Here is a 25,457-nt window from a genome sequence, read left to right on the forward strand (position 1 = left end):
CCGACGTCTCCGAAGCACGCGTGCTGAGCGACGGCGTGGGCGTGCGCGAGCTGGATCCCGGCGAGCTGCGCGCCAATGTCGGCATCGCGACGCAGGACGTGCTGCTCTTCTCCGACACGATCGACGGCAACGTCGCGTTCGGCGATCCCGAGCTGCCCGAGGACGACACGATGAAATACGCCAAGCTGGCTGCGGCGCACGATTTTATCCGCAAAATGCCGGAGGGCTACGACACGATCATCGGGGAACGGGGCGTCGGGCTGTCTGGCGGACAGAAGCAGCGTCTTGCGCTCGCGCGCGCCATGGCGGTCGCACGGCCAATCCTCATCCTCGACGACACGACGTCCGCCGTCGACCTCGAGACCGAGGCGCATATCCAGAGCAGCCTGAACCGGCTGGAAGCGCCTTGCACGAAGATCATCATCGCCCAGCGCATCTCCACGACCGCCAAGGCCGACCGCATCCTCATCCTGGATGCCGGCCGCGTGATCGAGGAAGGCACGCATGCCGAGCTGCTGGCCAGGCGCGGATATTACTACGAAGTGTTCATGCTGCAGAACGAGGGCATCGAGAGGCAGGTGGCGGCCAATGGCTAGAAATAAATTCGACATCGACGAAAATCTGGAGTCCCCGTTCGACATCCGCCATTTCAAACGCGCGCTCGTCTATATCAAGCGGCAGAAGCGGCCGATGATCGTCGCGCTCGCGCTCAGCGTTCTGTCCGCCGGCATCGGGCTCACGGCGCCGCTCATCATGCAGCACATCGTCGACGTGACGATCCCGGCCAAGACGGTCGGAGCGCTCGTCGGCTGGTCCGCGCTCATGCTGGCCACGATCGTGATCAGCGTCGCGCTGGCCGCCGTCCGGGGACGGATCATGACAAGCGTCGGGCAGGACATCATTTTCGAGATCCGATCTGACCTGTTCAAGCATTTGCAGGCTTTGTCCTTCAAGTACTACGACGACCGCCCGCAGGGGAAGATTCTGATCCGCGTCGTCAACTACGTCAACTCGATCTCCGACGTGCTCTCGAACGGCATCATCAACTTCATCCTGGAAATTTTGAATCTGGTCTTCATCGCCGTCTTCATGTTCGCCGTCGACGTCAAGCTGTCGCTCGTGACGCTGGCGGGACTGCCGGTGTTCGCCCTGTTCCTGCTGCTCATCAAGAACAAGCAGCGGCGCTCCTGGCAGGCGGTGTCCAACAAGAACTCCAACCTGAACGCCTACACGCAGGAGAGCATCAGCGGCGTCGGCGTAACGCAGATCTTCACGCGGGAGAACCGCAACGAAGCGATCTTCACCCGGCTCGCGTCGAACTATCGCCAGGAATGGATGCGCGCGATCCACTTCAACGCAATGATCCCGTTCACGGTCGACAATCTGGCGACGCTCGTCACGACGCTGATCTATATGGTCGGTCTGCTGGCGCTCAGCCCGCAGGACGTGACGTTCGGCGTCATCCTCGCGATGAGCAGCTACGCGGCGCGCTTCTGGCAGCCGATCCTGAACCTGTCGAACCTGTACAACGGATTCGTCAACGCTGTCGCGTACCTGGAGCGGATCTTCGAGACGCTCGACGAGCCGGTCACGGTCAAGGACGCCCCCGGCGCGAAGCCGCTGCCGCCGCTTCAGGGCCGCGTGACCTTCGACAACGTGACGTTCGGCTACGACACGGGCTCGAACGTATTGGAGAACCTGTCGTTCGACGTCCGGCCCGGCGAGAGCATCGCGCTGGTCGGCCCTACGGGCGCGGGCAAGACGACGGTCGTCAACCTGATCTCCCGCTTCTACGATGTGACTGGCGGCCGCATCCTCGTCGACGGGCACGATATTGCGCAGTCCACGCTCCAGTCGCTGCGCAGCCAGATGGGCATCATGCTGCAGGACAGCTTCATTTTCTCGGGCACGATTCTGGACAACATCCGCTACGGCCGCCTCGACGCGACCGAAGAAGAAGTCATTGCCGCGGCCAAGACCGTGCGCGCCGACGCGTTCATTCGCGAGTTCGAGAACGGCTATATGACGGAAGTGAACGAGCGCGGCTCGAAGCTCTCGCAAGGCCAGCGGCAGCTCATCTCGTTCGCGCGGACGCTGCTCGCCGATCCGCGCATCCTGATCCTCGACGAGGCGACCTCGTCGATCGACGCCAAGACGGAGCGACTGCTCCAGCAAGGCCTGAACGAGCTGCTCAAGGGGCGCACGTCCTTCATCATCGCCCACCGGCTGTCGACGGTTCGCAACTGCGACAGAATCATGTACATCGCAGACAAAGGCATCGCGGAGGTCGGCTCGCACGACGAGCTGATCGCGAAGCGCGGGCTGTATTACAAGCTGTATACCGCGCAGAAAATGGAAATGGTCGTGTAGCGAGCACGGCTCGGGAAAAGCGTCCGTTCACCGGCGCTTTTTTACGTTTTTCGCGCAGCGCGATCTGGCCCTTGCGGCGCGGCGGGCCGGATTGGTTTCTCGGCGGGCCATCGCTGCGTTTCTCCTATTTTTCAACAAGTATTGACAATTCTTCTAACCCTCGCTTACTGTAATTGTTGGAAGACAATTCAAACTGAGAGTGGTGCGACCTTTGGATAACGGGATAGCCGTCATATTATATAAGAAGGACTTGGACGACAATCTGGTCATCGTCGACGAACGCACATGGACGCTGAATATGATCGCTTCGCTCGAGCACGTCAACTACATCACCTTCTCCGGGCAGGAGTACGAGACCGTGGAAGGGCGACTGAATCTCGACAGCGGCAAGCTGGAGATCTTGGTGACGCCGACGGAGAATGCTTGATCGATATAGCGATAGGAGGAAAAGCGGTTGAACCCCGAGCATCGACCGGAGGAACCGGTCAAGCATAAGTTATTTTCCAAGGACAGCAAGCCGCTGCGCACTCTGTCCACTTCGCTAGGCATCGCGCTGCTGGCCAATGCGGCCATCGGGCCCGTCGCGTATTCGGCGGCAGCGTCGCCGAGCGCCTCTGCGGGCGAGCCGCCGAAGCTGGTGTCCTGGTCGTCCGAAGAAGTCAAAGCCTACTTCGATCCGGCGGTGGATTGGAACATCCCTCTCCCATCCGACGAAGACGATTGCGTCAAGGACAACGCCGACAACAAAAACGCACAGAGCACGGCCGTGCCTTGCGATGCCTCGCCGACAACCGGCACAGGCAACACCGCACAGAGCGGGAACGGCACCGTCGTCGTGAATAACCATTACGGTTCCGGCCTCGGCTGGGACGATCTGATTCTTTATCATCTTCTGTTCAATAACGGCTCGTCTTACTCCACGTCGTCCTGGTACAACTCGCATACGACCTATTACGCGGGGACCAGCAAGCCGTACAAAGCGAAGAAATATACGGCCGACAGCTTCCAGAGCAAAGCCGTGGTCGGCTCCTCCGTACGGCCGAAGTCCGTAGACAAGAGCGGATCGGTCACGCGCCGCTCCTCCTCTTCCCAACCCGGCGGGATCGGGAGCAAATCGAGCGGCTTCAGCAGCTCGTCGTCCGGCAGCTCGAAGAAATCCGTGTTCGGTTCTTCCAAATCGAGCAAGTCCGGCTCTTCGTCAGGTTCCAGGAGCTCCCGCTCCTCGGGCGGCTTCGGCGGATGAGTTCGGTATTCGAGGTTCGGGGGATTCCTCATCCCGACCGTGCCGCGCGCGTCGCGCAGCTGGAGGCGCTCGGATTCACGTGGGCGGATCTGGAGGAAGAGGAATATTGGCTCGACCAGATCGTCGTCATGCCGCCCGCGCTCTACGCCGAGCTGGTACAAGCTTCGGCGGCGCTGTGGCGCATCCTGGACAAGACGGTGCGCTTCGTTGCGGGCAAGCATGAATTTTACGAGCTGCTCGGCATCCCCGACATTTTGTGGGATACGCTCGACCTGCTGCCGCTGCCGCCCGAGGGGCGGATCAGCCGGTATGCCCGCTTCGACTTCGCGATCGGCGAAGACGGTGCGATCAAACTGCTGGAGCTGAACGCCGACACGCCTACCGGCTACGTCGAAGCCGCCGTAGCGACGCCTTGGCTCTGCCAGGAAGCGGGGATCGCCTCTCCTAACGGAGCGATGGCCGCCCGGGTCGCCGCCGCATGGGCGGTCGAACGCCCGGAAGCGGCAGCCTGCATGGCCTACGGCGAGCATCTGGAAGATTCGGGCACCATCGAGGCGCTGGTGCGCCACAGCGGTCTGGACGCCCGCTGCGTCGATTGTCTGGAGCTATGGGTGGAGGACGGCGTGCTCAAGGATGGCGAAGGCTTGCCGATCCGGCGCATGTTCGCCCTGTACCCCAAGGAGTGGCTGGCCTTCGACGACGGCGGAGAAGCGCTGCTCTATGCGATCGACAGCGGCAATCTGGCGCTGTTCAACGGGCCGCACAGCATCATTTTGCAATCCAAAGGACTTCAGGCCGCAGCTTGGGGACTGTTCGAGCTGGGGCTGCTGTTCGACGAAGAAGAACGGGAAGCCATCGAACGGTACATGCTTCCTACTTATAACTCTCCCGTGCTGGAGGACAGCTTCGTCTCCAAATCCATGTTCGGGCGCGAAGGCGGCTCCGTGCGCTTGTACGACGAGCGGGGCGAGCTGGAGCTTGCGGACGAAGACGGCTTCGATACGAGCGCGATGTTTCCGCTTGTTTACCAGAAAAGAGCCGAGCTGGCGCGCATTCGAACCGCTGCCGGCGAGTTCCGTCTGCTGACGGGTATGTTCATGCTCGACGGAGAGCCCAGCGGCTTGCTGGGGCGGGCAGGCGGACTGATTACAGGCAATACGAGTCATTTTATCCCCATAGGAGTGAAGGAGTCTTTATGACCGATCGACATTCAGACCGGCCTGCGCCGAGCCGCAAGCCGACTCGCGCCCGACGCAAATTCCCCGTCCTGGCGGGGCTCGCGCTGCTCGTGCCGCTACTTGTCGGCGGGTGCGCAAGCGACCAGCCATCCGTCTTCAAAAACTCGGCGACCGCCGCCGTATCTGGCGATGCAGCCCGGATTCCTTGGGACTACAAGCTTGTGGAGGGAACGGTAGGCGACTTGATCGGCAGCGACATGACGATCTTGCCGGACAACGCGCTGCTGCCCAACGACGGCAACTACGCGACGGGCGACAAGATCTGGACGCTGCAGTATATGAGCGCCGACATGACGACCAACGACAGCGGCCGCAGCGAGGTCAAGCTGTCCGCCTGGACGCCGATCAAATCCTACGCCAAAGAGAGTTCGGCGAAGGCCGACATCGCGGAGCTGAAAGTCTCTCTGAAGACGACGGTGCCGCTGGTCGGCGTATACAAGACCTCGTATCAAGGAAAAACGCGAAACTTCGCCGTGCTCACGCTGCCCTCCGGGAACCAGATTAAGCAGCCGATCGACGACGAGCGCTATAATCAGCTCAAAAGCTTGAAAAAGGTGCCCATCTTGGTCGAAGAGGTTCACGACTTTGCCGATTACGATTCGGCATACGCAAAATTCAGGGGGTGGGCGTAATGGTTGTCGTCACCAATATTATCGCAAGCGTTGTCGTCATTATCGTGCTGCAACTGCTCGGCATGCTGATCTTCAGCTGGATGACGCCGTTCAAGGATATGGAAGAGCTGCGCAGGGGCAACGCGGCCGTCGGATTGGCCTTCGGCGGCAAGTTCCTGGGCACTGCAATTATCCTCGGCGTGTCCGCATACACGAATTCGACCATCTGGGATTTGATGCTGTGGTTTGCGGTCGGCTACGTCTGCCTGGTCGCCTCTTATTGGATCTTCGAGCTGGCGACGCCGAAGTTGAAAATCTCGGAGCATCTGCAGCAGGGCAACCTGGCGATCGGCATTTTACTTTGCTGCGTCTTTTTGGGGACCAGCTTCGCGGTCAGTAGCCTTATCGTTTAGTCTCCTGCGCTTAACCTTGCGCATGAATCGATCCTGCCCTTAAGAATGAGGAATCCGCATGCATTTTTTTCTACGATTGCTGGTCAGGACGATGCGCTTCAAAAATACGTCCATCGCCTTAACGGCGACCGTGTTCATATTGTTCAGCGCTTCGGTCGCCTTTTTGCTGGAGCCGGGCACGTTTCGCAACTGGTTTAACGCGCTGTATTGGGTGCTCACGACGATGTCGACGGTGGGATACGGCGATTACTACGCGAAGACGGCGCTTGGCAAGCTACTGACGATTTTCCTGTATATTTTCGGCATCGGCTTGCTGAGCGTGCTGATCGGCAAGGTGCTCGATTCGATCGCGTTCATTCAACGGCAGAGGGAGGCCGGCCTGTTGAGCTTTCAAGGCAAAGATCACTTTATCGTCATTAATTGGGGCAAAAAGGCGCAGTATGCCGTCGAAGAGATATTGACCAGGCTGCCCGAAGCGCAAATCGTCATCATCGACGAGATCGAACGGCATCCGATGCAGCGGCACAGCAACGTGCACTTCATCTGCGGCGACGCCTCCGCCGAGGAGACGCTTGAAGAGGCCGGCCTTCAGTCCGCGCGCGCCGCGATCGTCTTCGCGGACGCCCGGATCGAGGAGCCGGCGCTGGCTGACGGCAAGACGCTCCTGATCGCCTCGAGCCTGGAGCGCATCGCGCCCGACATCCATACGACCGTGGAGATCATCCAGGAGAAAAACGTGCAGAACTTCCGCTACATCAATGTCAACGAGTTCGTCCTCTCCTACGACGCGATCTCGCGGCTGGCCGCGCGGGCGGCCATGAAGGAGGGCAACGCCGATATCTTCAACCAACTGCTCAGCCGCCGGCGCGGAGACGACATCTACGAAGTCCCGGTCCGACCCGAATGGCGAACGTACGGGGACGCCTTTGGCGACCTGCTCGAACGCGGCGCGACCTTGATCGCCGACAGGGCCGATCTCGGCATCAACCGTAAGCGCCACGAACCGATACCGGCCGACGCCAAGCTGTATATCGTCGCCGATGAAGCGACCTATCTCGCCATCGCGGGCAAGACGGGCGTTTGACAAATAAACCTGCGGCACCTCCGGACTGACAAACAAAGTCCCGACGTGCCGCGGGTTTATTATTTTCTATAAACTTAAGCTTCAAGCTCCAATATCATCACGCCATAAGCCGGCAGCTCCCGCTCGCCTGCCATTTGCTCTCCCGTCAACAGCTCGCGCGCCGCTTGCTTGAAGCGAATCGCCGCGGGCCGGTCGGCGTAGTTCAGCAGGAACAAGTAGCGCCTGTCCCCGGCGGACCGGATGCCAAGCTCAACCTCGGCCGGCGCTTCCAGCAGCTCGGAAACCGGAGACGCAAGCTCAAGCGAGTCGATCAGCGCATCGACGACCGGCTCGCTGTAAGCCGCTCCGTAGTACCAGACCCGCCCCTTCCCCGCGGCGCGCTTCGTGAGGGCCGGCGCTCCCGCGTAGTATTCGCTCGCGTATTCGGCCACGACCTCGACGCTCGGATCTTCGACGCGCAGCACTTCGTTGAAGCCCTCCGCCTTCGTGCCTGCAGGCAGGCGGCCGTCCTTCCATTGCAGTTGCGCAGCCGGTACCGTGCCCTTGATTAACGAGAAGTCTTCGACGTTGATTCCGCACAGCTCGGCCACCGGACCGGGGAAAGGACGCATATAGCAGTGGCCGTCCACATTTTTGTACCCGGTGCGCGCACCGAAAAAGAGCTGCCCGCCCTGTTCGACGTACTGCGCGAGCAGCGCCGCCGTATCGTCGCTCATGATCGCCGGATGCGGGTACACGATGATCTTGTACTTGGCCAGATCCGCAAGCGCGGTCGCACGGCGCAGCGTGATCACGTCCGCCGGGATGTGACGGTACTGCAGCTGCTTGTACCACGCGCCCATGCTCCGCCAGCGCAGCGGACCGTGCCACTCGTCCAGCTCGCCATCCCATGTATTGTCGTAATCCTGCAAAACCGCGACTTCCGCTTGGTACACGGTTCCCGCGATCGCTGCACCGATTTTCCGGAATTCTTCGCCGACCTGCGCAACCTCGCGCACTCTGCGGTTCGGCTGGTTATGGTAGTCGTTAATGCCATGCCAGTAGATCTCGGTGCCGAACGTGGCCGTCCGCCAGCGGAAGTAGACGAGCAGGTCGGTGCCGTGCAGGACGGATTGATACGACCACAGCCGGATCTGCCCCGGCCGGGGCGTCCCCATGCCGATCCGGTCCACCCAGCCGCCCGGCCCGGATTGCTGCTCCATGACGCAGAAGTTGGGCGAGATCGATCGGACGTTGGACAGGCTCATGCTCCAGCCGCGGTCCCGCAGCGGCTGCTCGTCATTTCCCGGGAAAATCGTCGAGAACTGCGGATACGAGTCGTAAGAGAAAAAATCGAGCAGCCGATCCGTGAGCTCATGGCTGTCCAGATGGCCGAACGTGCCGTTCGTCGTCACCCAGTGCTGCGGCGCGAGCTCGCGGATGATATCGGCTTGCAGCTTCGCGAACGAGATCGTATTATCCGAGATGAATCGCTTTTCGTCCAGCGCCAGATGCGGATTCGGCGAGGCATTGACCATCGGCCGCGTCAGATGAACCTGCTCCCAATCGGTGTACGTTTGGCTCCAGAAGACGGTTCCCCACGCTTTGTTCAAGGCGTCCAGCGAGCCATAGCGGCCCTTCAGCCACTCGCGGAAGGCGGCGTGATCGGCTTCCGCGTAAAATACGTTCGTCTCGCAATTCAGCTCGTTGTCGATCTGCCAGCCAATGACCGCCGGATGATCCTTGTACGCCTCTACCATATTGCGAACGATGCGCGCGCACAATTGCCGGTACAGGCGGCTGCTGTAGTTGTAGTGCCGCCGCATGCCGTGCCGGTACAGCACGCCCTCGACGTTCGCGTTCAGCACCTCGGGATATTTGTGCGTCAGCCAGGCGGGCGGCGTCGCGGTGGGTGTGCCCAGAATAACCTGGATGCCGTTCGCGTGCGCCAAGTCCAACACCCGGTCGAAGAAGGAGAAGTCGAAGCGTCCTTCCTCCGGCTCCAGCATCGCCCATGCGAACTCTGCCAGCCGCACCACCGTAATGTTCATCTCCCGCATGCGGCGGAAGTCGTCCTCCCACAATTCCTCCGGCCAATGCTCCGGGTAATAGCAGACGCCCAGCCGCAGCTCGTCCATTCGAATCGATTTTGCCATCGTATCCTCGGCTCCCCTCGCGTGTCGATACCTTCATTTTAGAGGAGTCCCGGCTGCGCTTAAATGACAAATACATGCGGTTTCTATTAAAATATTGCGATTCGGATAACGACAATCGACCGTTGCTGTGGTAATGTTATCGTCAAACTATAAAATTCCGTGGATAGAGGTCGTCCCATGCGCGAGCATATTTTCCTGCCGAAGCCGTTGTTCCCCAGACATGTTTGCTTTCCGGATTTTATCGGAGGCTACAGCGATTTTCCCGAGCATGCCGTGAGCCGCGAATACCGGACGAAGGAAAGCCGCATGGATCGGCTCTATAATTTGCATATCGTGCTCCACGGCAAAGGGTATCTGGAAGCGGATGGCCAGCGCTACGAGCTGACGCGGGGACAAGGCTTCCTGTACGGCCCCGGCCTCAGGCAAGTATACCGCTCCGATGCCGGCGAGCCGTGGCATATCCGGTGGGTGCACTTCTTCGGCGAGCGCCTCGAGGAGCTGCTTGACGGCAAGGGGCTCGACGGCCCGTGGCTGTTCGCCCTGACGGACCTGCCTCCTGTCGAAGCGCTGCTCGATCGCTTGCTTGGGCTGGGGCGATCGTATCAGATCGACGACGAGTACAGCGTGGCGGGGACGCTGTACGAGCTGCTGGCCAGACTGCAGGAGACGTCGTCGCGCTTGAACGTGCCCGCCAGCTCCGCCGCCGATCGGATTCGTACGGCGGCCAATTACGTGCGTGCCCGCAGCCGCGAGCCGTTTACGATCGAGCAGGCCGCGGCGCTGGCCGGCTACAGCGCCCACCATTTCAGCCGCAGGTTCAGCGCCACGTTCGGACAATCGTTCCCCGACTTCCTGCTCGAATCCAGGCTGATCCACGCGAAGCGCCTGCTCGCTTCCACGCAGCTGTCCGTCAAGCAGATTGCGCTCGAGACCGGGTTCTCGCAGGCTAGTTATTTCAGCTCCTGCTTCCGGCGCGAGGAAGGGATGACGCCGCTCCAATTTCGCAACCGGCATCTGTACTTATAATGTAGTGCTCCCTGTTTTTGCACGCAAAAAAGCCACGTAAAATGAAAAACACACTTGTCGTATGTCTATCATTGCTGCGTGGGCGTTACGAATCTTATTCAATTCAGGAGGACGGGTTCTATTTTTACGCCAGCACCTTGGACATCCGCTCTCCCAAGTCCTGATTAAGCAGGTTCAATTGCTCGCCCAGTGCGGCGATCTCTTCAATCGAGCCCAGCTGCTCCTCAGTCGCGTTAAGTACAGCTTTGACATTAGAAGCGGTCGCTTGCGAAATATGGTTCATTTCCGCCACGGAGGCGGCAATCTCCTCGGAACTGGCGGACAGCTGCTCGGCGACGGCGGAGACGTCGTGGATTTGCTCAGCGACCTGTCTGGCTCCCGATACGATTCGATGGAACGTATGGCTCGTCTCCTCGACCTTCTGCACGCCCGATCTCACTTCCACTCGAACGGCCGACATCGCTTGAACGGACTGCTCGTTCTTGATTCGAATGTCTTCGAGAATTTGCGTGATTTGTATCGCCGCCTTCGACGACTGTTCGGCAAGCTTCTTGACTTCTGCGGCCACGACCGCAAAGCCTCTGCCATGTTCGCCCGCGCGCGCGGCTCCGATCGCGGCGTTCAAGGAGAGCAGGTTCGTTTGCGCTGCGATCTCGGAGATGAATCCGATAATTTTTCGTACGCTGTCGGAGCTTTCGCCGAGCGATTGAATAAGCGCATCGGACTGGTCGATGGATTCGTTAATGGCGTTCATCTGCCTCATGACGCCGTCCAGGGAAAGGCTGCCGCTTTCGGCTTCTGCAGCGGATTGGACGGATGCTTCGTGAACGATAGCGGATGCCTCGGCGATTCTCGTGATTCCCCCGGCCATTTCCTCCATCGAGCGGGCGCATTCGTCGCTAAACGTAGCGATTTGCTCGCTCCCTAAGGCGATTTGCTCGGTGCTCCGTTGAATCGCGGTCATCCCTCGCGTACTCTCGGAAGCCGTTGCCGCGAGCTCGTCGGAATAGGAGGCGATCTGTTCGGTCGAATCGAACAGCTCCATGATGGCTAAACGGCGCGCGCGATCGGAATGTTCGTCCCCTTCGGCCGCTCCCGTTTGCTCAGAACGAATCGCATTTTTTGACTGCCATACTGCCTTTATTTTTTCGATCATCGCGATCCGTCCCTTGTACTCATGATAGACTACAGCTTCAAGACAAACTCGCCGCCGCCGTCCATGCTCGCTTCCCTGATCGTCACCAAAGATTGGAACCGGCGCGCGAATCCGCGCAGGATGCCCAAGTTCACCATGGCGGGATATGGAACGTTGCAGATGACGCGTATCGTGTGAGGATCTTCTTGGATGCATTTGTATTCGCCATAGTTTCCGTTGCGGTGATTCATTTTGTAGGCGACATCGAGCAGCACGACCGCCTTCTCGAAGCTGTCCACCTCGGGAGGGAAAACCGAGTTCTTCGGTATATACTTGCCGATCTCCAGCAGCAGGTTGTTGCCGACGGAAGCGGCAAGCTTCGTAATGACCGCGATGACGTCGTCCAGCGAGTACCAGGCGTTCACGTCCAGCTCTTCGATCCCTTTTTCGGCAAGAAGCGTCTTTACTCTTTTCTGAAATACGCCGCAGCCCTCAATGACGCTTTTAACCGCCGATCCATGCACTTCAACGGACACGGTGATCCTCCTCTTCATGTAGCAAAAACAGATATTTGTCGAATGGTGTCATTGCTTCATGATATAAAAAAAGCGAGTTCGGGTCGACGGACTATAAGTATCATTGCAGAAGCACATTCATCAATTTTTGTTTGAATAACGGATTGTCGATCGCTTTGCAGACTTTGGCATTCGGGGTATGGCCCGCGAAGCCGTCCGAGATGGCGAGTTTGCTCCCGTCGTTCACGATCACTTGCCCATAGGTGGCTTCTTCCGACGTACAGACGTAGCAGTAACACCATATGGCCTCCACCAAGATATCGCGCCACAGGACCACGCCCATGGCCACCGCATCCGGCAGGTCGACGATATGCTCCTGACTTCTCTGCAGATTATAGTCCAGCAAGGCGCGGTTGCAGTTCACCGCGAATTCGGCTTCCGGTTTGCCGCTTGCAAGCAGCAGCTCCATGTCCGACTTGTTCCAGGCGGCCTCCCCCAGACAAAGATCGAATCCGATAATCGTCAGCGGAATTCCCGAATCTACCATAACCCGATAGGCTTCCGCATCCACGTACACGTTGAATTCGGCGACAGGCGTCGTGTTGCCGGGTCCGAAGCCCGACGTGCCCATGGAGTAGATATGTTTGACCTTTTGCATCGTTTCGGGCGCCTTCATCAGCGCGAGCGCAATGTTGGTCACGGGACCGATCGTGACGATTTCGATTTCGCCCGGGTTGTTCTCGACGATTCGCAGGATCGCATCCACGGCATGCTCGGATTCCGGCTCAAGCGAGGGATGAATCAAATTGCAATCGCCCATCCCGTCCTCGCCATGAACATTCACGGCGGTGACCAAATCCCGCATCAGCGGTTTGGAAGCCCCGACGAACAGCGGCGGCTTTTGGCCATTTGCGATTTCAATGGTCATGAGCGCGTTTCTCGTCGCCAAATCCAGCGGGACATTGCCGCAAACGGTGGTGATCGCTTCCACGCTAACCTCCGTCGACTTTAACGCCATGATGAGGGCGACTGCATCGTCGCTTCCGGTATCCGTATCGATAATGAGTTTTCGCATGTAAGAGTCCTCCAGAATTGAATTGTTGCGATGCCAGGCATTCACGTATAATCAAAACAGGTCATTTGACCACAAAAAGCCGGAAGGTGACGCGATTGAATCTGAAGGAGCTTGTCGAGCAGGCGCCCGAACCCATTAAGAGGCAGTTCCTCCATCGGAAGCATCGAAACGGCAGCCTGATTCTGCATCCGAACGAATCCAACGATTATCTCCATATTCTTACCAAGGGCACGGCGGAGGTGTACAGCCAGAGTTACTCGGGCGCGATGCTCTCGCTTTATATCAACAAAGCGTACAGCTGTTTCGGGGAAATCGAGATCTTCGACGAGAGCTTGAAATCGTTCGGCGTCGTTGCGAAGCAAAATTGCGAAACGATCGCGGTTCATAAAACCAGCGTGTATGAATGGATGAAAGCCGATTTCAACTTTACCTTCTTCCTGATCAAGCAGCTTGCCTCCAAGGTCACGTTCAGCTCGGAAACGACGTCGCAGTTGTCGCTGCTTAAACTAAAGGAACGGATCTTGATCAGCATCCACAATCACTATAAAATCGGCGATCTGCATGCCCTCACGAAGCAAGTCCTGGCTAGCGAGGTTTGCGCGCCTCTTCGAAGCTTGAACCGCTCCCTCGCGGAATGCAAGACAGAAGGACTCATCCAATACGAGAGCAAGAAATTTTCCATCCCTTCCGTCCCCGAGCTGGAGACCTACCTGGAGCATTATTTGCTACGATAATGCGGCGCTCAGGCTTGATCGCTTCCCTGGCGTCCTGAAACGCTAGTGGGCGTCCTCTGTAGTCTTATTATATAAGCCCGCTTTTGAAGGAAATAGGTCATATGACCAAAATCAAATAAAAGCAGGTATGCTGAAAAAAAACGAGGCGCTCTCCGTAAGGAGGCGCCTCGCGCTATCATTAAAATAAGTAACCCATCGCGAACTCGTCGATCACTTGCATCTCGTCTTCCGTTAGCTCCCGCTCAACCGATTGGATGTAGGCCTCCGTCACATCGTGTACGTTGCCCTGCAACCTGGCCGTCAAGACAGCGATCGTTCTAAGCATGCTCGCTTCTTGATCGAATTGTTCCTTCGAGATCGGCAGGCCATGAGACAGCACGTACGTTTCTGCGTCAAAAGCTTCTAACCGATCGAGCAGCTGAAGCGTTTCGTCGATTTTGTAATTTCTGTTTTTGGCATATATATCTGCGTAAATGCAGTCGCCCAAAAACAGAATCTTCTCTTCTTTCACGTACACGACGACGGAATCGGAGGCGTGGCTGCCCCCGACCCGTTCCAGCATGCAAGAGACGCCGCCAAGATCGATTTCCAGTCGATTTTCAAACCCCATATTCGGCAATGTGATCCTGATGTCCCGATCGATTTGGCCTGCGAATTCCTTTTGAATGGCCTCCACGCAAAAGCGGATTTCCGTTCCGTCCTTTACGCGTTCTTCCAAAGCCTCATCCGACCAAGAAAGAGGCAGCAGCTTCTCTATTTTCTTTCTCGTCGCCTGGGAAGCGACAGACACGGCGTACGTCAAAGTCGACAGGCCGAAAATGTGATCCCAGTGCGAATGCGTAAGCGCCACGAAGTCGGGACTGGGCACCTCTCTTTTGCGCAGCTCGCTCAGGAAGCGTCGGACATGCTTCTCCGAGTTGCCCGCATCGATCATTAAGGTCTTATTCCGGCCAACGACCATTCCCAGCACGGGACGGTCGGTCTCGGATACGGGCGTCATATACCAAAAATGCTTGCCGATTTGCTCGATCGTATGCATGAAGGCTCTGTCCTTTCGTGCCGCTTGTGATTCTACCTGGAAGTCACGAGACGCTTGACCAGCGTCGCTGCTTGCGCGCGCGTAGCGATGCCGGACGGGTCGAATCGGTTAGCGCTCGCGCCTTGCATCAGACCGGATTGAACTGCTGAAGCAACCTCGGCTCTCGCCCACGGGCTAATCTTGTCTTGGTCCCCGAACGGCTGCAACAGCGCGTCGATCTCCGCGTCCTTCGCCGTCGCCGCTTCAGGTACGAGCTTGACGTAAGCTCTCCATGCCATCAGGGACATTTGATCGCGGGTTATCCGTTCGTTGGGCCGGAACTTGCCGGAGCCGTCGCCGTTAATCAACCCCAGAGCGGCTGCTTGCCGCACCGGTTCGTAGTACCAGTCGTCCGGCTTCACGTCGCTAAACGATAGGCTATCGGCATCCGATGCCCCATCGCCGGCGACGCGCGCGAGCAGCGCCGCGAATTCGGCGCGGGTCACGCTCCGGTTCGGCTGATAGGCATCTGCGGACACGCCCTTCACGTACAATCGGGCGGCGAGCCAGTCGATGTCCGCCTTCGCCCAGTGTTTGCCGATATCCGCAAACGGACTCGCGTATAACGCAACGCCATAGTAAGGCGAGACGTCCTTATCGCCGACAGGGGCTAGCGCCGCGGCTCCCTGCGCTTCGGCGACGAAGCGCCAGCTTGGGTGAGCCGAATCGTAGCGGTATAGCCCGGCCGCGCCGCCGTTCGCGATGCCGGACCATTGAACGGAGAGGGCATCCGGCTGCAGGGCGGCCAGCGGGACCGGAGTCGAATCAGACTCCGCGGTCAGAGCGAACCTGTACAGTCCGGTCTTCGATTCGATCCCGTTCGAGCTCGCTTGCAGCTGCTCCAGCCATGCCCGTTCATCGCTCGTCGCTGCCCGTTCGACGATCAGATGGACAAGCTTCGTCTTCTCGCCGACGGCTTGCCAGCCGTCCGTGCGAACGGCGACGGAGAGCGCATCGGATTTGAACAGCATTTTCGCTTTTGCCAAGGCGAGCGCGCGGTACGCTTCCGCCGGAATGACGATGTCGTAAGATTCGTATCCGACAGGCGCCTTCAGGTACAGCTCCGATCCGTCCTTCCCTGCCTTCAGCGCAGCCAGCACAGTGGCGGACTTCAGCGAGACGACCGCCTGCTTGCGACCTCCGGTCTCCTTGCCCGTCACCTCGGCATCGCGGCCGATGTCGGCAGGATCGCCGGCGTTCGTCCCGCCGTTGCCGCTGCCCGAACCGGGTTCAGGTCCAGGGCCGGGTCCGGGGCCTGGTCCAGGACTTGGATCAGGTCCAGGGTCAGGACCAGGGTCTGGTCCCGGGTCCGAGACGCGCACGACCTTCAGCGTGTAAACCTGATGAACGTCAGGATAGCTCGCGGCCTCGACCGTGATCGGGATCCGTCCGTCGCTTGGAATGCCGATCGTGCGGAAGGTGCCGTCCGCGAGCGGAACGTCCCGCACGGTCAGCTTGCCGCCCGCTTGCGCGAGCGTCGCCTTGACCTCGATCGACGCGATGTCCTCGCCGACCTGAACCGTATAATCGGTTATGTCGGGGGAGAACGCTTCGGTCAGCTTGCCGCCCCCGATCTCCAGCCCGCTCAGCTTGGCGTTCGGGCCGGACAATCGAAGCGTCGCTTCGGCGCTCGGATTGCCCAGCGCATCGGCTGCCGCGCCGGCCTCGAGATGAACCTCGACCCCGTTCGTCTCGGCGATCGGTCCGCTGAGCGTCAGAATGGCCGCCTGCGGCTGTCCGTCCCCGGCAGGCAACTCTACGACGGCGGATTGAACCGTACGGTTCGTGCCGCTCAGTTTGAACGCCTCTGGCGCGAGGAGCGCGCCCTTCGCCAAACCTTCATCGAACACGACTCGGATCGCGGCATTGCCGCCCGCCGCAAGGGCCGATGTCGGGACCGGCCCCTTCGCGTCGCGAAGGACGGCCTTGACCGTCTGCGAAGTCCCGACCGGCATCTTCGCGCCTGCGTAGCTGACGAACGGCGCAGGCTGGATATCGACGGCGTATTCGACGCCCTCGGTCAAAGCGCCTTCGCCCGGCGCAAATCGAACTTTGCGCGACAGCTTTGCGCCGTCCGCTTCCTGCGTCTCCGCATAGTCAACGGTTCCCGCTATCGCTCCTTCCGGCCCCGTCACGACGACCGTGCCGTCCGCGATCGCCGCGTCCGCCTTCAGATACTTGCTGAATGTCACGTCGATATAGCCTTTCGCTTCGCCGCTGCCCGCGATTGCCTCGATCGCGACGACGGTCGGCGGCGCCTTCGAGACGAGCCCCGCATTGACGTCGAAGTGCGGAGGCGGCACCTTCAGCTCCTCGCTGTACGTCGTCTCATAACCCGGCTTTTCCCAGGCGACCTTCCAGACGCCCTCCGGGACGTCCCAGCCGTATCGGCCTTGGGCATCGGTGAATTGCGGATTGATCTGCCCGTATTCCGGCGCGTCGCTCCACACCTTCCACATGCCCGAGCCCGATTCCTTGAAGAGCACGGTCGCCTTCACCTGCTCCAGACGGTTTGCGGGCACCGCTTCGTACACGTAGCCGCTCGGATCGTAGATCCATTTGATGCGCGCCTTCTTCTTCAACTTCTTCTTGTAAATGTTTTCTTCTTCCAGATCTTCGAGCTCTTCGTCATCGTCGCGACAGCTCGATGGGTCCGTTGGTCCCGCCGATCCGACAAGCTTGATTTGCTCGTCGACATAGTTATTGATCTTCTTGGTCACATATTTGCTCGCGTAGCCGGCCAGGGCGCCGGCCGGCCCTTCGAGCATCATGGCGCCCGTCCAGGCGCCGAGCGCGGTCTTGGCGACCTCGCCGCCGACCGTGGCCAGCAGCGCCTTGCCCGCCTGTTCGCCGGCAGCTTCCATGTTTTCCGGACAGACCGTCGAGTTTTCGATGTTCTCCATTATTTTCATGATCTTGCCGGAATAGCCCTTGTAGGTCGAATATTGCCCCTTGACCTTCAGGAGCGGACTCGCGGCATCCTTGGAGATCATCGCATAATTGGTGGATACCGTGATCATGCCCTGTTGATAAGGCGTCGTTTCGATACCCATCTGACTCAGAATCTCGATCGGGTCCGCCTCCGCACCGAATGCGGCCTTCGTACGGACGCCCGATCGCTTGTCGTCCGCCGGGAACAAGTATCCTTTCGGCATATAAGCTTTCATCTTGACCACGATGCCGTTGTCCGTCTCCTCCGTGTCGAAGGTAACGTTGTATAGCGGGATGCCCTCCTCCTCCGCCTGAACGACTTCTTCCACGGTCGGAAAATAGGACGTCGGCGTCAGGTCGATGCTCTCGCTCGCTTCGAGCCGGATATCTTCCGCCTCGGGGAATTCAAAGACGGCTTTGCCGGCATAAACGTCGTCTTTGAGCGTGAACGGCGTCTTTTCGACGATCTTGAAATTCCGGAACACGGGAGGCAGCAGCGCGTTCGTCTCTGCCTCGGTCGGGATATCCCGTGTGATCACGGCCTTCGGCCTCACGGTGTCGTAGGAAACGTACAGTCCGCCGAGCGAATTCGGCGAAGACGGCACCGTCGCCCAGAATTCTCCGTCGGCATTTTTCTCCGCCGTTATCGGCCGCCCGATCTGGCCGGCCAGGTACACCTTCACGTTTTTCACGCGATCCGGCTTGTCGAACTTCAGCACGAAGGCGAACGGATTGCCCGGCACGACCGTGTACGGCAGCTGCACCATCCCTTTGGCGACTTCCAGACGCACCCACTTGCCGTCCGGATACTGAACCATGTCGATCGTTTGGAGCGTCGGCTCCGCCTCGTCGTAGCTCACCAGCGTTTGCTTCGTACGAAGCGTTCGATCGCCCGTCACCGCCTCGGCCCATAGCAGGTGCGTGTCCGAGCTTCCCGAAGGGCTGATCCGAACGTCGCTTTGCCAGGTGCCTGCCGAGGTCGCGTTCACGGTGGCGAGCAGCATTTGCTCGTCGTAAACGTTAACCCGGCTCGACGCCGGCGCAAGCCCGCCGACCTTCACGTCGGTGGAAGAGACCGTCTCCGGCGCCTCGATGGTGACCGACGGCACTTCCAGCACGGCGGTGCCGAGCGCTTCGTCCAGCGCTTTTCCTTCGGACGTGCCGGCGATTCGAGCCGTCAGCTTCGCGCGGTCTTGGCTATAATCCGAGGCCAGCTTCGCCTGGAAAAGGACCGTCCCTTTCGCGTAAGGGGCGATGTCGCCAAGCTGGACTTCCAGCGCGCCGCCTTTCACGGCGGCTTTCTCCGTCTCGCCGTTCACGCGAACGAAAACCTGCCCGCTTTCCGAAACGGGCGCGACGCCGCTCGGCAGCTCTACGCGAAGCACGGCGCCGCCGATCGCGGTTTTTGCGCCGTTCTGATAGTACGCCCGCAAGTTCGCGACGGCGCCCGGCGACACCTCGCTCGGCTCCGCCATGAAGCCGTTGTACCTGGAGCTGGTGAAGTAGTTCGCCGACACGAGCGTCAGCTTGCCGACGTTCACCGTCTCCCGCTCCCGAACGTTCACCTGAACGGTCGCCGAAGACAGTGCGTTCGTATCCGGGTCCCTGCGCGTAACCTCCAGCTTGTAGGTTCCCGGCGTCGGCGCGTGCACGAGGAAGCTGCCTCCGCGGTAGCTTTGGGAATCGACATAAGACTTGCTGCCCCCGCTGACATCGTACAGCGCGACATTCGTCCATACGTCAGCATTGGCATCGAAGCTGCCGCTGACGAACCCGCCTTTCTCTTCGACCCGCAATTCCGCCGTCGCATTGGCGTTGTCGTCGAGCACGACATGCGTGCATGCCGTGAACGGCCGCGTCATGGCGCCGTTGACGCATACCTCGACGTTGTCGCCGGGCAGGCCCTGAAGCATGACGATGTTGTGGAAAAAGCTGACGCGTTTGCTCGTTCGTCCCATCAGCGTGGCGCTGAACCGCAGCGCCTCCATATCGATCGGGCCTTGCCAGTCGCCGCCGATCGGCTTCAGGTGGACATTTAACGTCACCTGTCCCGTCGCGAAGGTCGTCAGCGGAATATCGAGCGACTTCGTCTGGCCTTTGACGATGTCGGCCTTGAGCCCTTCTTCGGAGAAGTAGTTAAACGAAGATTTGCTTGCCTGGATCGCGGCTTCTCCGGCGTACAGCGTCAATTCATAGGCGCCCGAAGGCCCTGTATACGCGTTGCGAACGACCGGCTTGCCCTTGTGCATCTGCGTGGCGGATACTTGCGCATTCGCGATCGGTTGGCCTTTGGGATCGAGCACCCGGCCCTTCAGCTTGCCTTCGGGCGTACGCTTGACGGCCAGCTTGACCGTCTGATCGCCGCCGGCGACTTCGAACGTCAGCGGTGCCAGCTCGTCGTACGCCGGATCGGCCAGGTTCGCCTTCACCGTATACTTGGGCGCGGCGTCCTCAAGCTCGATCAGGTCCGTGCGGCCGTCTTCGCCCGACACGGCCGACGTCAGATAGTTCTCCTGCGCCTCGTCCCACAGCTCCGCGTAAATGCCGGGCACCGGTTTGCCGTCCTGGTCGCGAATCTCGAACGTCAGCCGGACCGGCTGCTTGACGGCAAAGGTCAACGCGGAGGTCCATCCCGCGGACACTTCGACGTCCGCTTGCTGCCCGAGCGACTTGCCGTCCTCGGACACGAGCGAGACCGTATATTCCGGGGAAGCCGCCAGCCCCTCCAGCTTAACGGGCTCGCCGCCGCCAAGTCGGATCGACGCGCCGTCCCCGTTCGAATTCGTTGCCGTCAGATAAGCGCCGTCCAGGTTGACCTGGCCGGGATTGTCGAACGCGACCTGCAAATTGCCCGGAACGACGAGCGGCAAGCCTTGGGCCGTCTTCTCCACGGGCCCGCCCGCCGCTCCCTGCATGACGGCGGTCACCGACAGAATGCGGGAAATGCCTTCCTTCACCGGGAACGTCGCCGCGTATTCGCCCGAGCCCGCTTGCGTCTCGGCGAGCTCGACCGAAGACGACGTCGTACGCGGCGCCGGCAGACGGTCATCCGAGGCGTCCAGCCACGTCTCGTACGCGATCTCGGCCGAGATGGAGCGGCCGGTCATCGCCATAGCTTTGATCTTCATCGTACTGCCCAGCTTCGGCAGACGATCCGGCGTCAGCTTGTCGAACGACAGGCTCAGCTCGAGCGTCCGGTCGTCGGCCGGCGTGTCGACGCGAACGACGGGACCGCCGATCGACACGACGTCACGCGCACTGACGGCCTCTACGCGGAAAATATATTTGGTTGCCGGCTTCAGTCCCTCGGCCGTATACGTCAATTGGCCGCCGTCAACGTCGGCTAGCTGTTCGTCGTTCGCGAATACGCGATACGACTTGATGCCGTCCGCAGCCGTCGCAGGCGTCCAGGTCAGCGTCGCCCGGTCCGAGCGGACGTCGCTCGCCTCCAGCTTGCTGTCCTGCGGCCACTGCGGAGCGCCGTCGTCGGGCTTCGTCTTCGAGGCGACGAACAACGCCACCTTCGGCGGCTCGTCGTCCGAATCGGTCCCCCCATCGCCGTAGCCTGCGCTGAATACGGCGACCTCGGCGCCGTCGCTGATCGCCAGGTCCGTCACCGGCAGCTTCAGCTTGGGCTCGGCAACGTCGACGGTCACTTCCTTCGTGATGCCCAGTTCAAGCATGGCGATCAATGTTTGCGAGATATCGGACGAATCGATCGTCGTATCGAAAGTAACATATTTTCCGTCCGCAGTAATTCGAGGCTCTTCGCTCATGTAGTCCAGCTCCGAGCCGTCCGGCGCGACCGATATGCGCTCGACGGCATTGCCGGACGCACGATAGACGTAGATGTCCTTAAGCTCGTTCTCGTCGTCCGACGTCAAAGCGCTGTCCGACTCGAACGCGACGATGCTGCCGTCGGCGCTGATCTTCGGGTTCCCGCTCTCTTCTCCGTTCGGCTCGCCCGAGGCCGCCGCCCCGCCGCTGATCAGTCGGTTCGTCCCCGTCTCGCGGTCATGGATGAAGACGTCTTTGTTAGAGTCGTCGTCTCCTTCGGCCAGGGATTGGGAATCCGACTCGAAGGCGACGTAGCGCCCATCCGCGCTGATCGACGGCCGTTCGCTATAGTCCCCGTCGAGATCGGCAGCCGCACTGATCATGGTGTTTGTACCGGTATCCCGGTCGTATACGAATACGTCGCGGTTGTCCGTATCGCCAGGCACGAGATCCGGCGCGCTGGAGTCATAAGCCACATAACGGCCGTCGGCGCTGATCGACGGATTGCTGCTCAGCCCGTTCGCAGGCGCGGTGCCGCCCGTTTGCTTGGTGACCAAGGCCGCTTCCTTGGCCGTTCGGTCGAACAGATACAATTGCGCCCGGGAGAAGGTACTTTCCCGGCCTACCACGGCAAACCAACGGGCATCCGGCGTCATCTCGAACTGCGTGGCCTCGAAGGCCGATTCGTCCTGCAGGACCGATTCCTGCGTGCCGGTCTTGCGATCGAACAGTTGGAGCCGCGAATGCTGTCCAAAGTCCAGGTATTGGATATACGCCACATAACGGCCATCCGGCGTGACCTTCACGTTATCGAGTCCTACAAAATCCGAATACTCGAATATTTTAGTAAGCTGATTCCAAGCTGGCTCCGCAGCCGCGGCCTGCCATCCGGACTTGAAGACGTCTGACACCACGTCCGTTATGCCTTCTTCTTCTTGTGCCTGCGCCCGCGACAAACCCGCTAACACGCTGCCGCTCAGCATCGAGACGATCATTAAATACACGATCCACCTCATGCCGAAGCGTTTTGCTTTCAACGAACCCACGCCAATCTCTCCCCTTTCATGATTGTGGTGCCCTCGTGCCTCATCTCGATTCGCGCTCCCGTTAGAAAAGGCCACCCGAATCGGATGGCCTACGCGAACCGTCGATTAAGTTGTTCTCGCTTATTGCTGGATCGCGTCGGTCACGAACAGCTCGCCTTCTTCGAAGAATACCTTCATCTTCAGCGACTCGCTGACGAAGCGGACCGGCACCAGGGTCACGTCGTTTTTGACGATCGCGGGCGAATCGAGCAGGACGGCCTCGCCGTTCGCCACCGCTTCCTTTTTATCGATTACGAGCTCGATCTTGTTGGCGCCTTTCTCGATCGTGACCTTGCGCGCCTTCTGATTCCAGCCGACCTTCGCGCCGAACGCTTCGCTGATGAAGCGGAGCGGTACCATCGTGCGTCCGTTCAGCGTGAACGGCGCGACTTCAAGCTTGAAGCTCTTGTCGTCCACGAACGCGTCCTTGGCGTTCAGCTTGAACGAGATCGTCTTGAACGGGAACACCGTATTGTCCGTGAAGACGGAGTTTTTATTGCCGAACTCGATCGGCTTGGAAGTCACCGTACCGAACTGCGTCTCGACTTCGATGACGTAAAGCTGACCGTTCTTGATCGAACCGTTATTCGTCGCGTACAAGTCGAAGGAGACGTTGCCGCGGAACGATCCGACCGGCTTCGTCACGTCCTTGTTGAATTCCGGATTGACGACCTTGCCGCCCTGCATGATGCCGAGCAGCCAGCCGGTGCCCGCCCGGTTCGTACGCCAGATGCCGCCGGACGCAGGCTTGCCGTCCTCGTCGGTCGGACGAAGAATGACGGAGAGCAGCTTCGTCTTCTGCGCGAACGCCAGGTTGAGCTTGAAGTGTCCGTCCATGCTGCCGTCTTCGCCCGCTGCAGCGCTGCCGAACTTATCCTGCGTCAGATCCACGGATGCGAACTGGCGAATAATGACGGGCGCGTACGACGTATCGGCGTCCACAAAAGGCGTAATGTCGGATTTGACGACGCCTGCGCTCGTCGTGATCTCGAGATAGTAGTACTCGCCTTCCTTCATGCTGTTGTTGTCGGAGGCGTACAGCTCGAACTGGTTGACGCCCTTGAACTGGCCGAGCGTTTCCTTGAACGTGTTGTTGAGCGTCTTCCCGTCCTGTTCGACGGCGAGCAGGTACTTGCCGACGTCGTTCGGTTCCTTCCAGGTCACCCAGATGCCGTGTCCCGTGTCGGCGCCCGTGCTGTCCGCCGTCTTCATCGCGATCGACTTGATCTCCGTTCCTTCGCCCGCGTCGATGAGCAGGCTGAGGTGTCCGTCCCGCGTGCCGTCCGGGGTGCCGGTCTTATCCAGCGAGATGCGGTCCAATTCCTTATCCATGTAGCGGAACTCCTTGACCAGTTGGGTCGTCGGCGCCACGTCTGCGCCGAAGGCGGCGCCTCCTACGAACAAACTTTGAAAGGCCAATGTCCCGATTGCCGCGGTTTGCAGCGTTTTGCGCAAAGCTTTCATTTTGAAAATACGCTCCCTTATCCCATAGATTCGGCTTGAACGATGTCACCGATATGCTCATAGACGATAGTCTCCAGTAAGTGCATTCCTAAGCCGCTTTTCCATTTAATCGCAGATAATAGAAGGAGTCGACGGACTATGAGTATCATTTGCGATAGATAGCGCTTCCTTTCTAAACCATGATCGCGATCTCCATCTCTTCAGCAAAACAAGTCCTCTTAACCACTCGTCTACGGCGAATGCGATCCAGATCCCCGCCAAACCCATCTCCAGGGATACCGAAAGGACGTAGGAAAGGACCACGCTGATTCCCCACATCGAAGCCATCCCGAGATAGACGGCGAACTTGATATCGCCCAAGGCGCGCAAAGCGCCGAGAATGACCAGATTGATCGAGCGACCGGGCTCCAACGCGACCGTCAAAAGCAGAAGCATGCTTCCCGTGCTTATGACGTCTTGATCGCGCGTGAAGAGGCCGAGGAGCGGATGGGCGCAGGCATAGATCAAGATGCCCGTCGCGAGCGAAACGGCAAACGAAATGCGCGTGCTCTGCATGCAGCGTTCGTAAATCTCTTGGAACCGCCTGGCGCCTGCGAGACGGCCGATGACGATCTGGGTGCCTTGGCCGAGGGCCATACCGAACAAGTAGATAAACATCATCAGGTTTTCCGTATACACCTTGGTGGTCAGGGCCTGGGTTCCCAGGATAGCTGCGATAGAAGTTACGGCCAGCTGGGAGGAATGGTACGACAGAAGCTCCAGCGCGGAAGGAACCCCGATTTTAAGCAGTCCTCGAAAATGCGCCAAAGGCAAGCTGAAGATCCGCTTGAACGGCAAGCGGTATTTTACCCGCTTCGTCAGGATCGCGAAAAGAACGGCAAGTCCGATTCCTTTGCTGATCGTCGTGGTGACCGCAACGCCGAATACGCCTAGTACGGGAATGCCGAAGGGGCCGAAAATAAACAAATAGTTGCCGACGATATCGAAGAGGTACATGCCGAACGTGACGAACATGACTTCCTTCGTAAAGCCGTGGCTTCTGAGAATCGCGCTTACCGTCAGCATGACCGCCGGAATAAACGAGAATCCTCCGACAAAAACCATGTAGATCATCGCTTCGCTTATCAGCTCGCGGGGCAGTCCCGTCGCCCGGAGCAGGGGCTCTCCCGTCAAGTACGCGAGTCCGCTTAATCCAAGTCCGAGCAGCAAATTTCCATAGATGGACACGACCGCAACTTCTGATGCCTCCCGATCCTGCCGGGCGCCCAGATGACGGGATACCAACACGGACGTTCCCGTGGCGAGCACGCCATAAAGAAGGATGACGATATAAAGGATTCGATTGGCTACGCCCACCGCAGCCACGGAATGATCCGAATACTGGCTCAGCATCAGCGTGTCCGCATTGCCCATCAGCATCTGGAGCAGCAGCTCGATGAAAATCGGCCATGTTAAGCCCAGTATGCTTAAACTCTTCGCATTCGTTGCCTTCTTTTCGCTCATTCCGAATCCCCGCTTTGCCTAATCTATCTAACCTGCAGTT

Annotated in this window: 18 protein-coding genes; 10 read left to right on the top strand and 8 right to left on the bottom strand. The window is 59.4% G+C overall.

The window, feature by feature from the left end; genetic code table 11:
* The 8 genes from KVT38_RS34620 to KVT38_RS02155 form a co-directional block, all read left to right on the top strand.
* Positions 1-596: ATP-binding cassette domain-containing protein (locus KVT38_RS34620; RefSeq protein ID WP_254638913.1), on the top strand; the 596-nt coding region annotated here is incomplete at its 5' end.
* Positions 589-2,370 (top strand): ABC transporter ATP-binding protein, encoded by a 1,782-nt coding sequence (locus tag KVT38_RS02125; RefSeq protein WP_217592039.1) that lies wholly within the window; start codon positions 589-591, stop codon positions 2,368-2,370. The genes KVT38_RS34620 and KVT38_RS02125, both read left to right, overlap by 8 nt.
* Positions 2,371-2,581: 211 nt before the next feature.
* Positions 2,582-2,797, top strand: coding sequence for a hypothetical protein (locus KVT38_RS02130; protein WP_217592040.1), 216 nt, complete (start codon positions 2,582-2,584; stop codon positions 2,795-2,797).
* Positions 2,798-2,824: 27 nt separating this feature from the next.
* Positions 2,825-3,613 carry a hypothetical protein gene (locus KVT38_RS02135; protein ID WP_217592041.1) on the top strand — a complete coding sequence of 263 codons (789 nt, stop codon included), beginning with the start codon at positions 2,825-2,827 and terminating at the stop codon, positions 3,611-3,613.
* Positions 3,610-4,812 (top strand): glutathionylspermidine synthase family protein, encoded by a 1,203-nt coding sequence (locus KVT38_RS02140; protein ID WP_217592042.1) that lies wholly within the window; start codon positions 3,610-3,612, stop codon positions 4,810-4,812. Before KVT38_RS02135 ends, KVT38_RS02140 begins: the two co-directional genes overlap by 4 nt.
* Complete coding sequence (locus KVT38_RS02145) at positions 4,809-5,483, top strand: hypothetical protein (protein ID WP_217592043.1); 675 nt, start codon at positions 4,809-4,811, stop codon at positions 5,481-5,483. The genes KVT38_RS02140 and KVT38_RS02145 overlap by 4 nt, the downstream gene beginning before the upstream one ends.
* Positions 5,483-5,875 carry a DUF350 domain-containing protein gene (locus tag KVT38_RS02150; protein WP_217592044.1) on the top strand — a complete coding sequence of 131 codons (393 nt, stop codon included), beginning with the start codon at positions 5,483-5,485 and terminating at the stop codon, positions 5,873-5,875. Before KVT38_RS02145 ends, KVT38_RS02150 begins: the two co-directional genes overlap by 1 nt.
* Positions 5,876-5,933: 58 nt before the next feature.
* Positions 5,934-6,959 (top strand): potassium channel family protein, encoded by a 1,026-nt coding sequence (locus tag KVT38_RS02155; RefSeq protein WP_217592045.1) that lies wholly within the window; start codon positions 5,934-5,936, stop codon positions 6,957-6,959.
* 74 nt (positions 6,960-7,033) lie between these two features.
* Here the strand turns inward: KVT38_RS02155 and KVT38_RS02160 are convergent, their stop codons facing one another.
* Positions 7,034-9,094, bottom strand: a complete 2,061-nt coding sequence (locus KVT38_RS02160) for a beta-galactosidase (RefSeq protein ID WP_217592046.1) — start codon at positions 9,092-9,094, stop codon at positions 7,034-7,036.
* 177 nt (positions 9,095-9,271) lie between these two features.
* Between KVT38_RS02160 and KVT38_RS02165 the strand changes: the two genes are divergently transcribed.
* The gene (locus tag KVT38_RS02165) at positions 9,272-10,120 is read left to right on the top strand and encodes a helix-turn-helix transcriptional regulator (protein ID WP_217592047.1); all 849 of its coding nucleotides are present in this window, start codon (positions 9,272-9,274) and stop codon (positions 10,118-10,120) included.
* A gap of 124 nt (positions 10,121-10,244) precedes the next feature.
* Here the strand turns inward: KVT38_RS02165 and KVT38_RS02170 are convergent, their stop codons facing one another.
* The 3 genes from KVT38_RS02170 to KVT38_RS02180 form a co-directional block, all read right to left on the bottom strand.
* Complete coding sequence (locus tag KVT38_RS02170; RefSeq protein ID WP_217592048.1) at positions 10,245-11,276, bottom strand: methyl-accepting chemotaxis protein; 1,032 nt, start codon at positions 11,274-11,276, stop codon at positions 10,245-10,247.
* Between the two features lie 29 nt (positions 11,277-11,305).
* Positions 11,306-11,791, bottom strand: coding sequence for a hypothetical protein (locus KVT38_RS02175; protein ID WP_217592049.1), 486 nt, complete (start codon positions 11,789-11,791; stop codon positions 11,306-11,308).
* Positions 11,792-11,891: 100 nt separating this feature from the next.
* Positions 11,892-12,845 carry a nucleoside hydrolase gene (locus KVT38_RS02180; RefSeq protein WP_217592050.1) on the bottom strand — a complete coding sequence of 318 codons (954 nt, stop codon included), beginning with the start codon at positions 12,843-12,845 and terminating at the stop codon, positions 11,892-11,894.
* Between the two features lie 86 nt (positions 12,846-12,931).
* Between KVT38_RS02180 and KVT38_RS02185 the strand changes: the two genes are divergently transcribed.
* The gene (locus KVT38_RS02185; RefSeq protein WP_368859042.1) at positions 12,932-13,579 is read left to right on the top strand and encodes a Crp/Fnr family transcriptional regulator; all 648 of its coding nucleotides are present in this window, start codon (positions 12,932-12,934) and stop codon (positions 13,577-13,579) included.
* Positions 13,580-13,757: 178 nt separating this feature from the next.
* Here the strand turns inward: KVT38_RS02185 and KVT38_RS02190 are convergent, their stop codons facing one another.
* The 4 genes from KVT38_RS02190 to KVT38_RS02205 form a co-directional block, all read right to left on the bottom strand.
* Positions 13,758-14,618: an MBL fold metallo-hydrolase gene (locus KVT38_RS02190; protein WP_217592052.1), complete on the bottom strand. Its 861-nt coding sequence runs from the start codon at positions 14,616-14,618 to the stop codon at positions 13,758-13,760.
* A 32-nt stretch (positions 14,619-14,650) separates the two neighbouring features.
* A complete protein-coding gene (locus KVT38_RS02195) occupies positions 14,651-22,411 on the bottom strand; it encodes an S-layer homology domain-containing protein (RefSeq protein WP_217592053.1) in 7,761 nt (2,586 codons plus the stop codon).
* A gap of 120 nt (positions 22,412-22,531) precedes the next feature.
* The gene (locus KVT38_RS02200) at positions 22,532-23,914 is read right to left on the bottom strand and encodes a copper amine oxidase N-terminal domain-containing protein (protein ID WP_254638914.1); all 1,383 of its coding nucleotides are present in this window, start codon (positions 23,912-23,914) and stop codon (positions 22,532-22,534) included.
* Between the two features lie 105 nt (positions 23,915-24,019).
* Positions 24,020-25,417, bottom strand: coding sequence for an MATE family efflux transporter (locus tag KVT38_RS02205; RefSeq protein ID WP_217592054.1), 1,398 nt, complete (start codon positions 25,415-25,417; stop codon positions 24,020-24,022).
* Between the last annotated feature and the right edge of the window lie 40 nt (positions 25,418-25,457).

Source organism: Cohnella sp. GbtcB17, from assembly GCF_019091135.1.
Taxonomy (GTDB): Bacteria; Bacillota; Bacilli; order Paenibacillales; family Paenibacillaceae; genus Cohnella.

What these genes read in the sequence shown, in the direction of transcription:
- KVT38_RS02125 (WP_217592039.1), top strand. Translation starts at nt 589, where the DNA reads ATGGCTAGAAATAAATTCGACATCGACGAAAATCTGGAGTCCCCGTTC.
- KVT38_RS02140 (WP_217592042.1), top strand. Translation starts at nt 3,610, where the DNA reads ATGAGTTCGGTATTCGAGGTTCGGGGGATTCCTCATCCCGACCGTGCC.
- KVT38_RS02145 (WP_217592043.1), top strand. Translation starts at nt 4,809, where the DNA reads ATGACCGATCGACATTCAGACCGGCCTGCGCCGAGCCGCAAGCCGACT.
- KVT38_RS02150 (WP_217592044.1), top strand. Translation starts at nt 5,483, where the DNA reads ATGGTTGTCGTCACCAATATTATCGCAAGCGTTGTCGTCATTATCGTG.
- KVT38_RS02155 (WP_217592045.1), top strand. Translation starts at nt 5,934, where the DNA reads ATGCATTTTTTTCTACGATTGCTGGTCAGGACGATGCGCTTCAAAAAT.
- KVT38_RS02160 (WP_217592046.1), bottom strand. Translation starts at nt 9,094, where the DNA reads ATGGCAAAATCGATTCGAATGGACGAGCTGCGGCTGGGCGTCTGCTAT.
- KVT38_RS02165 (WP_217592047.1), top strand. Translation starts at nt 9,272, where the DNA reads ATGCGCGAGCATATTTTCCTGCCGAAGCCGTTGTTCCCCAGACATGTT.
- KVT38_RS02170 (WP_217592048.1), bottom strand. Translation starts at nt 11,276, where the DNA reads ATGATCGAAAAAATAAAGGCAGTATGGCAGTCAAAAAATGCGATTCGT.
- KVT38_RS02180 (WP_217592050.1), bottom strand. Translation starts at nt 12,845, where the DNA reads ATGCGAAAACTCATTATCGATACGGATACCGGAAGCGACGATGCAGTC.
- KVT38_RS02190 (WP_217592052.1), bottom strand. Translation starts at nt 14,618, where the DNA reads ATGCATACGATCGAGCAAATCGGCAAGCATTTTTGGTATATGACGCCC.
- KVT38_RS02200 (WP_254638914.1), bottom strand. Translation starts at nt 23,914, where the DNA reads ATGAAAGCTTTGCGCAAAACGCTGCAAACCGCGGCAATCGGGACATTG.
- KVT38_RS02205 (WP_217592054.1), bottom strand. Translation starts at nt 25,417, where the DNA reads ATGAGCGAAAAGAAGGCAACGAATGCGAAGAGTTTAAGCATACTGGGC.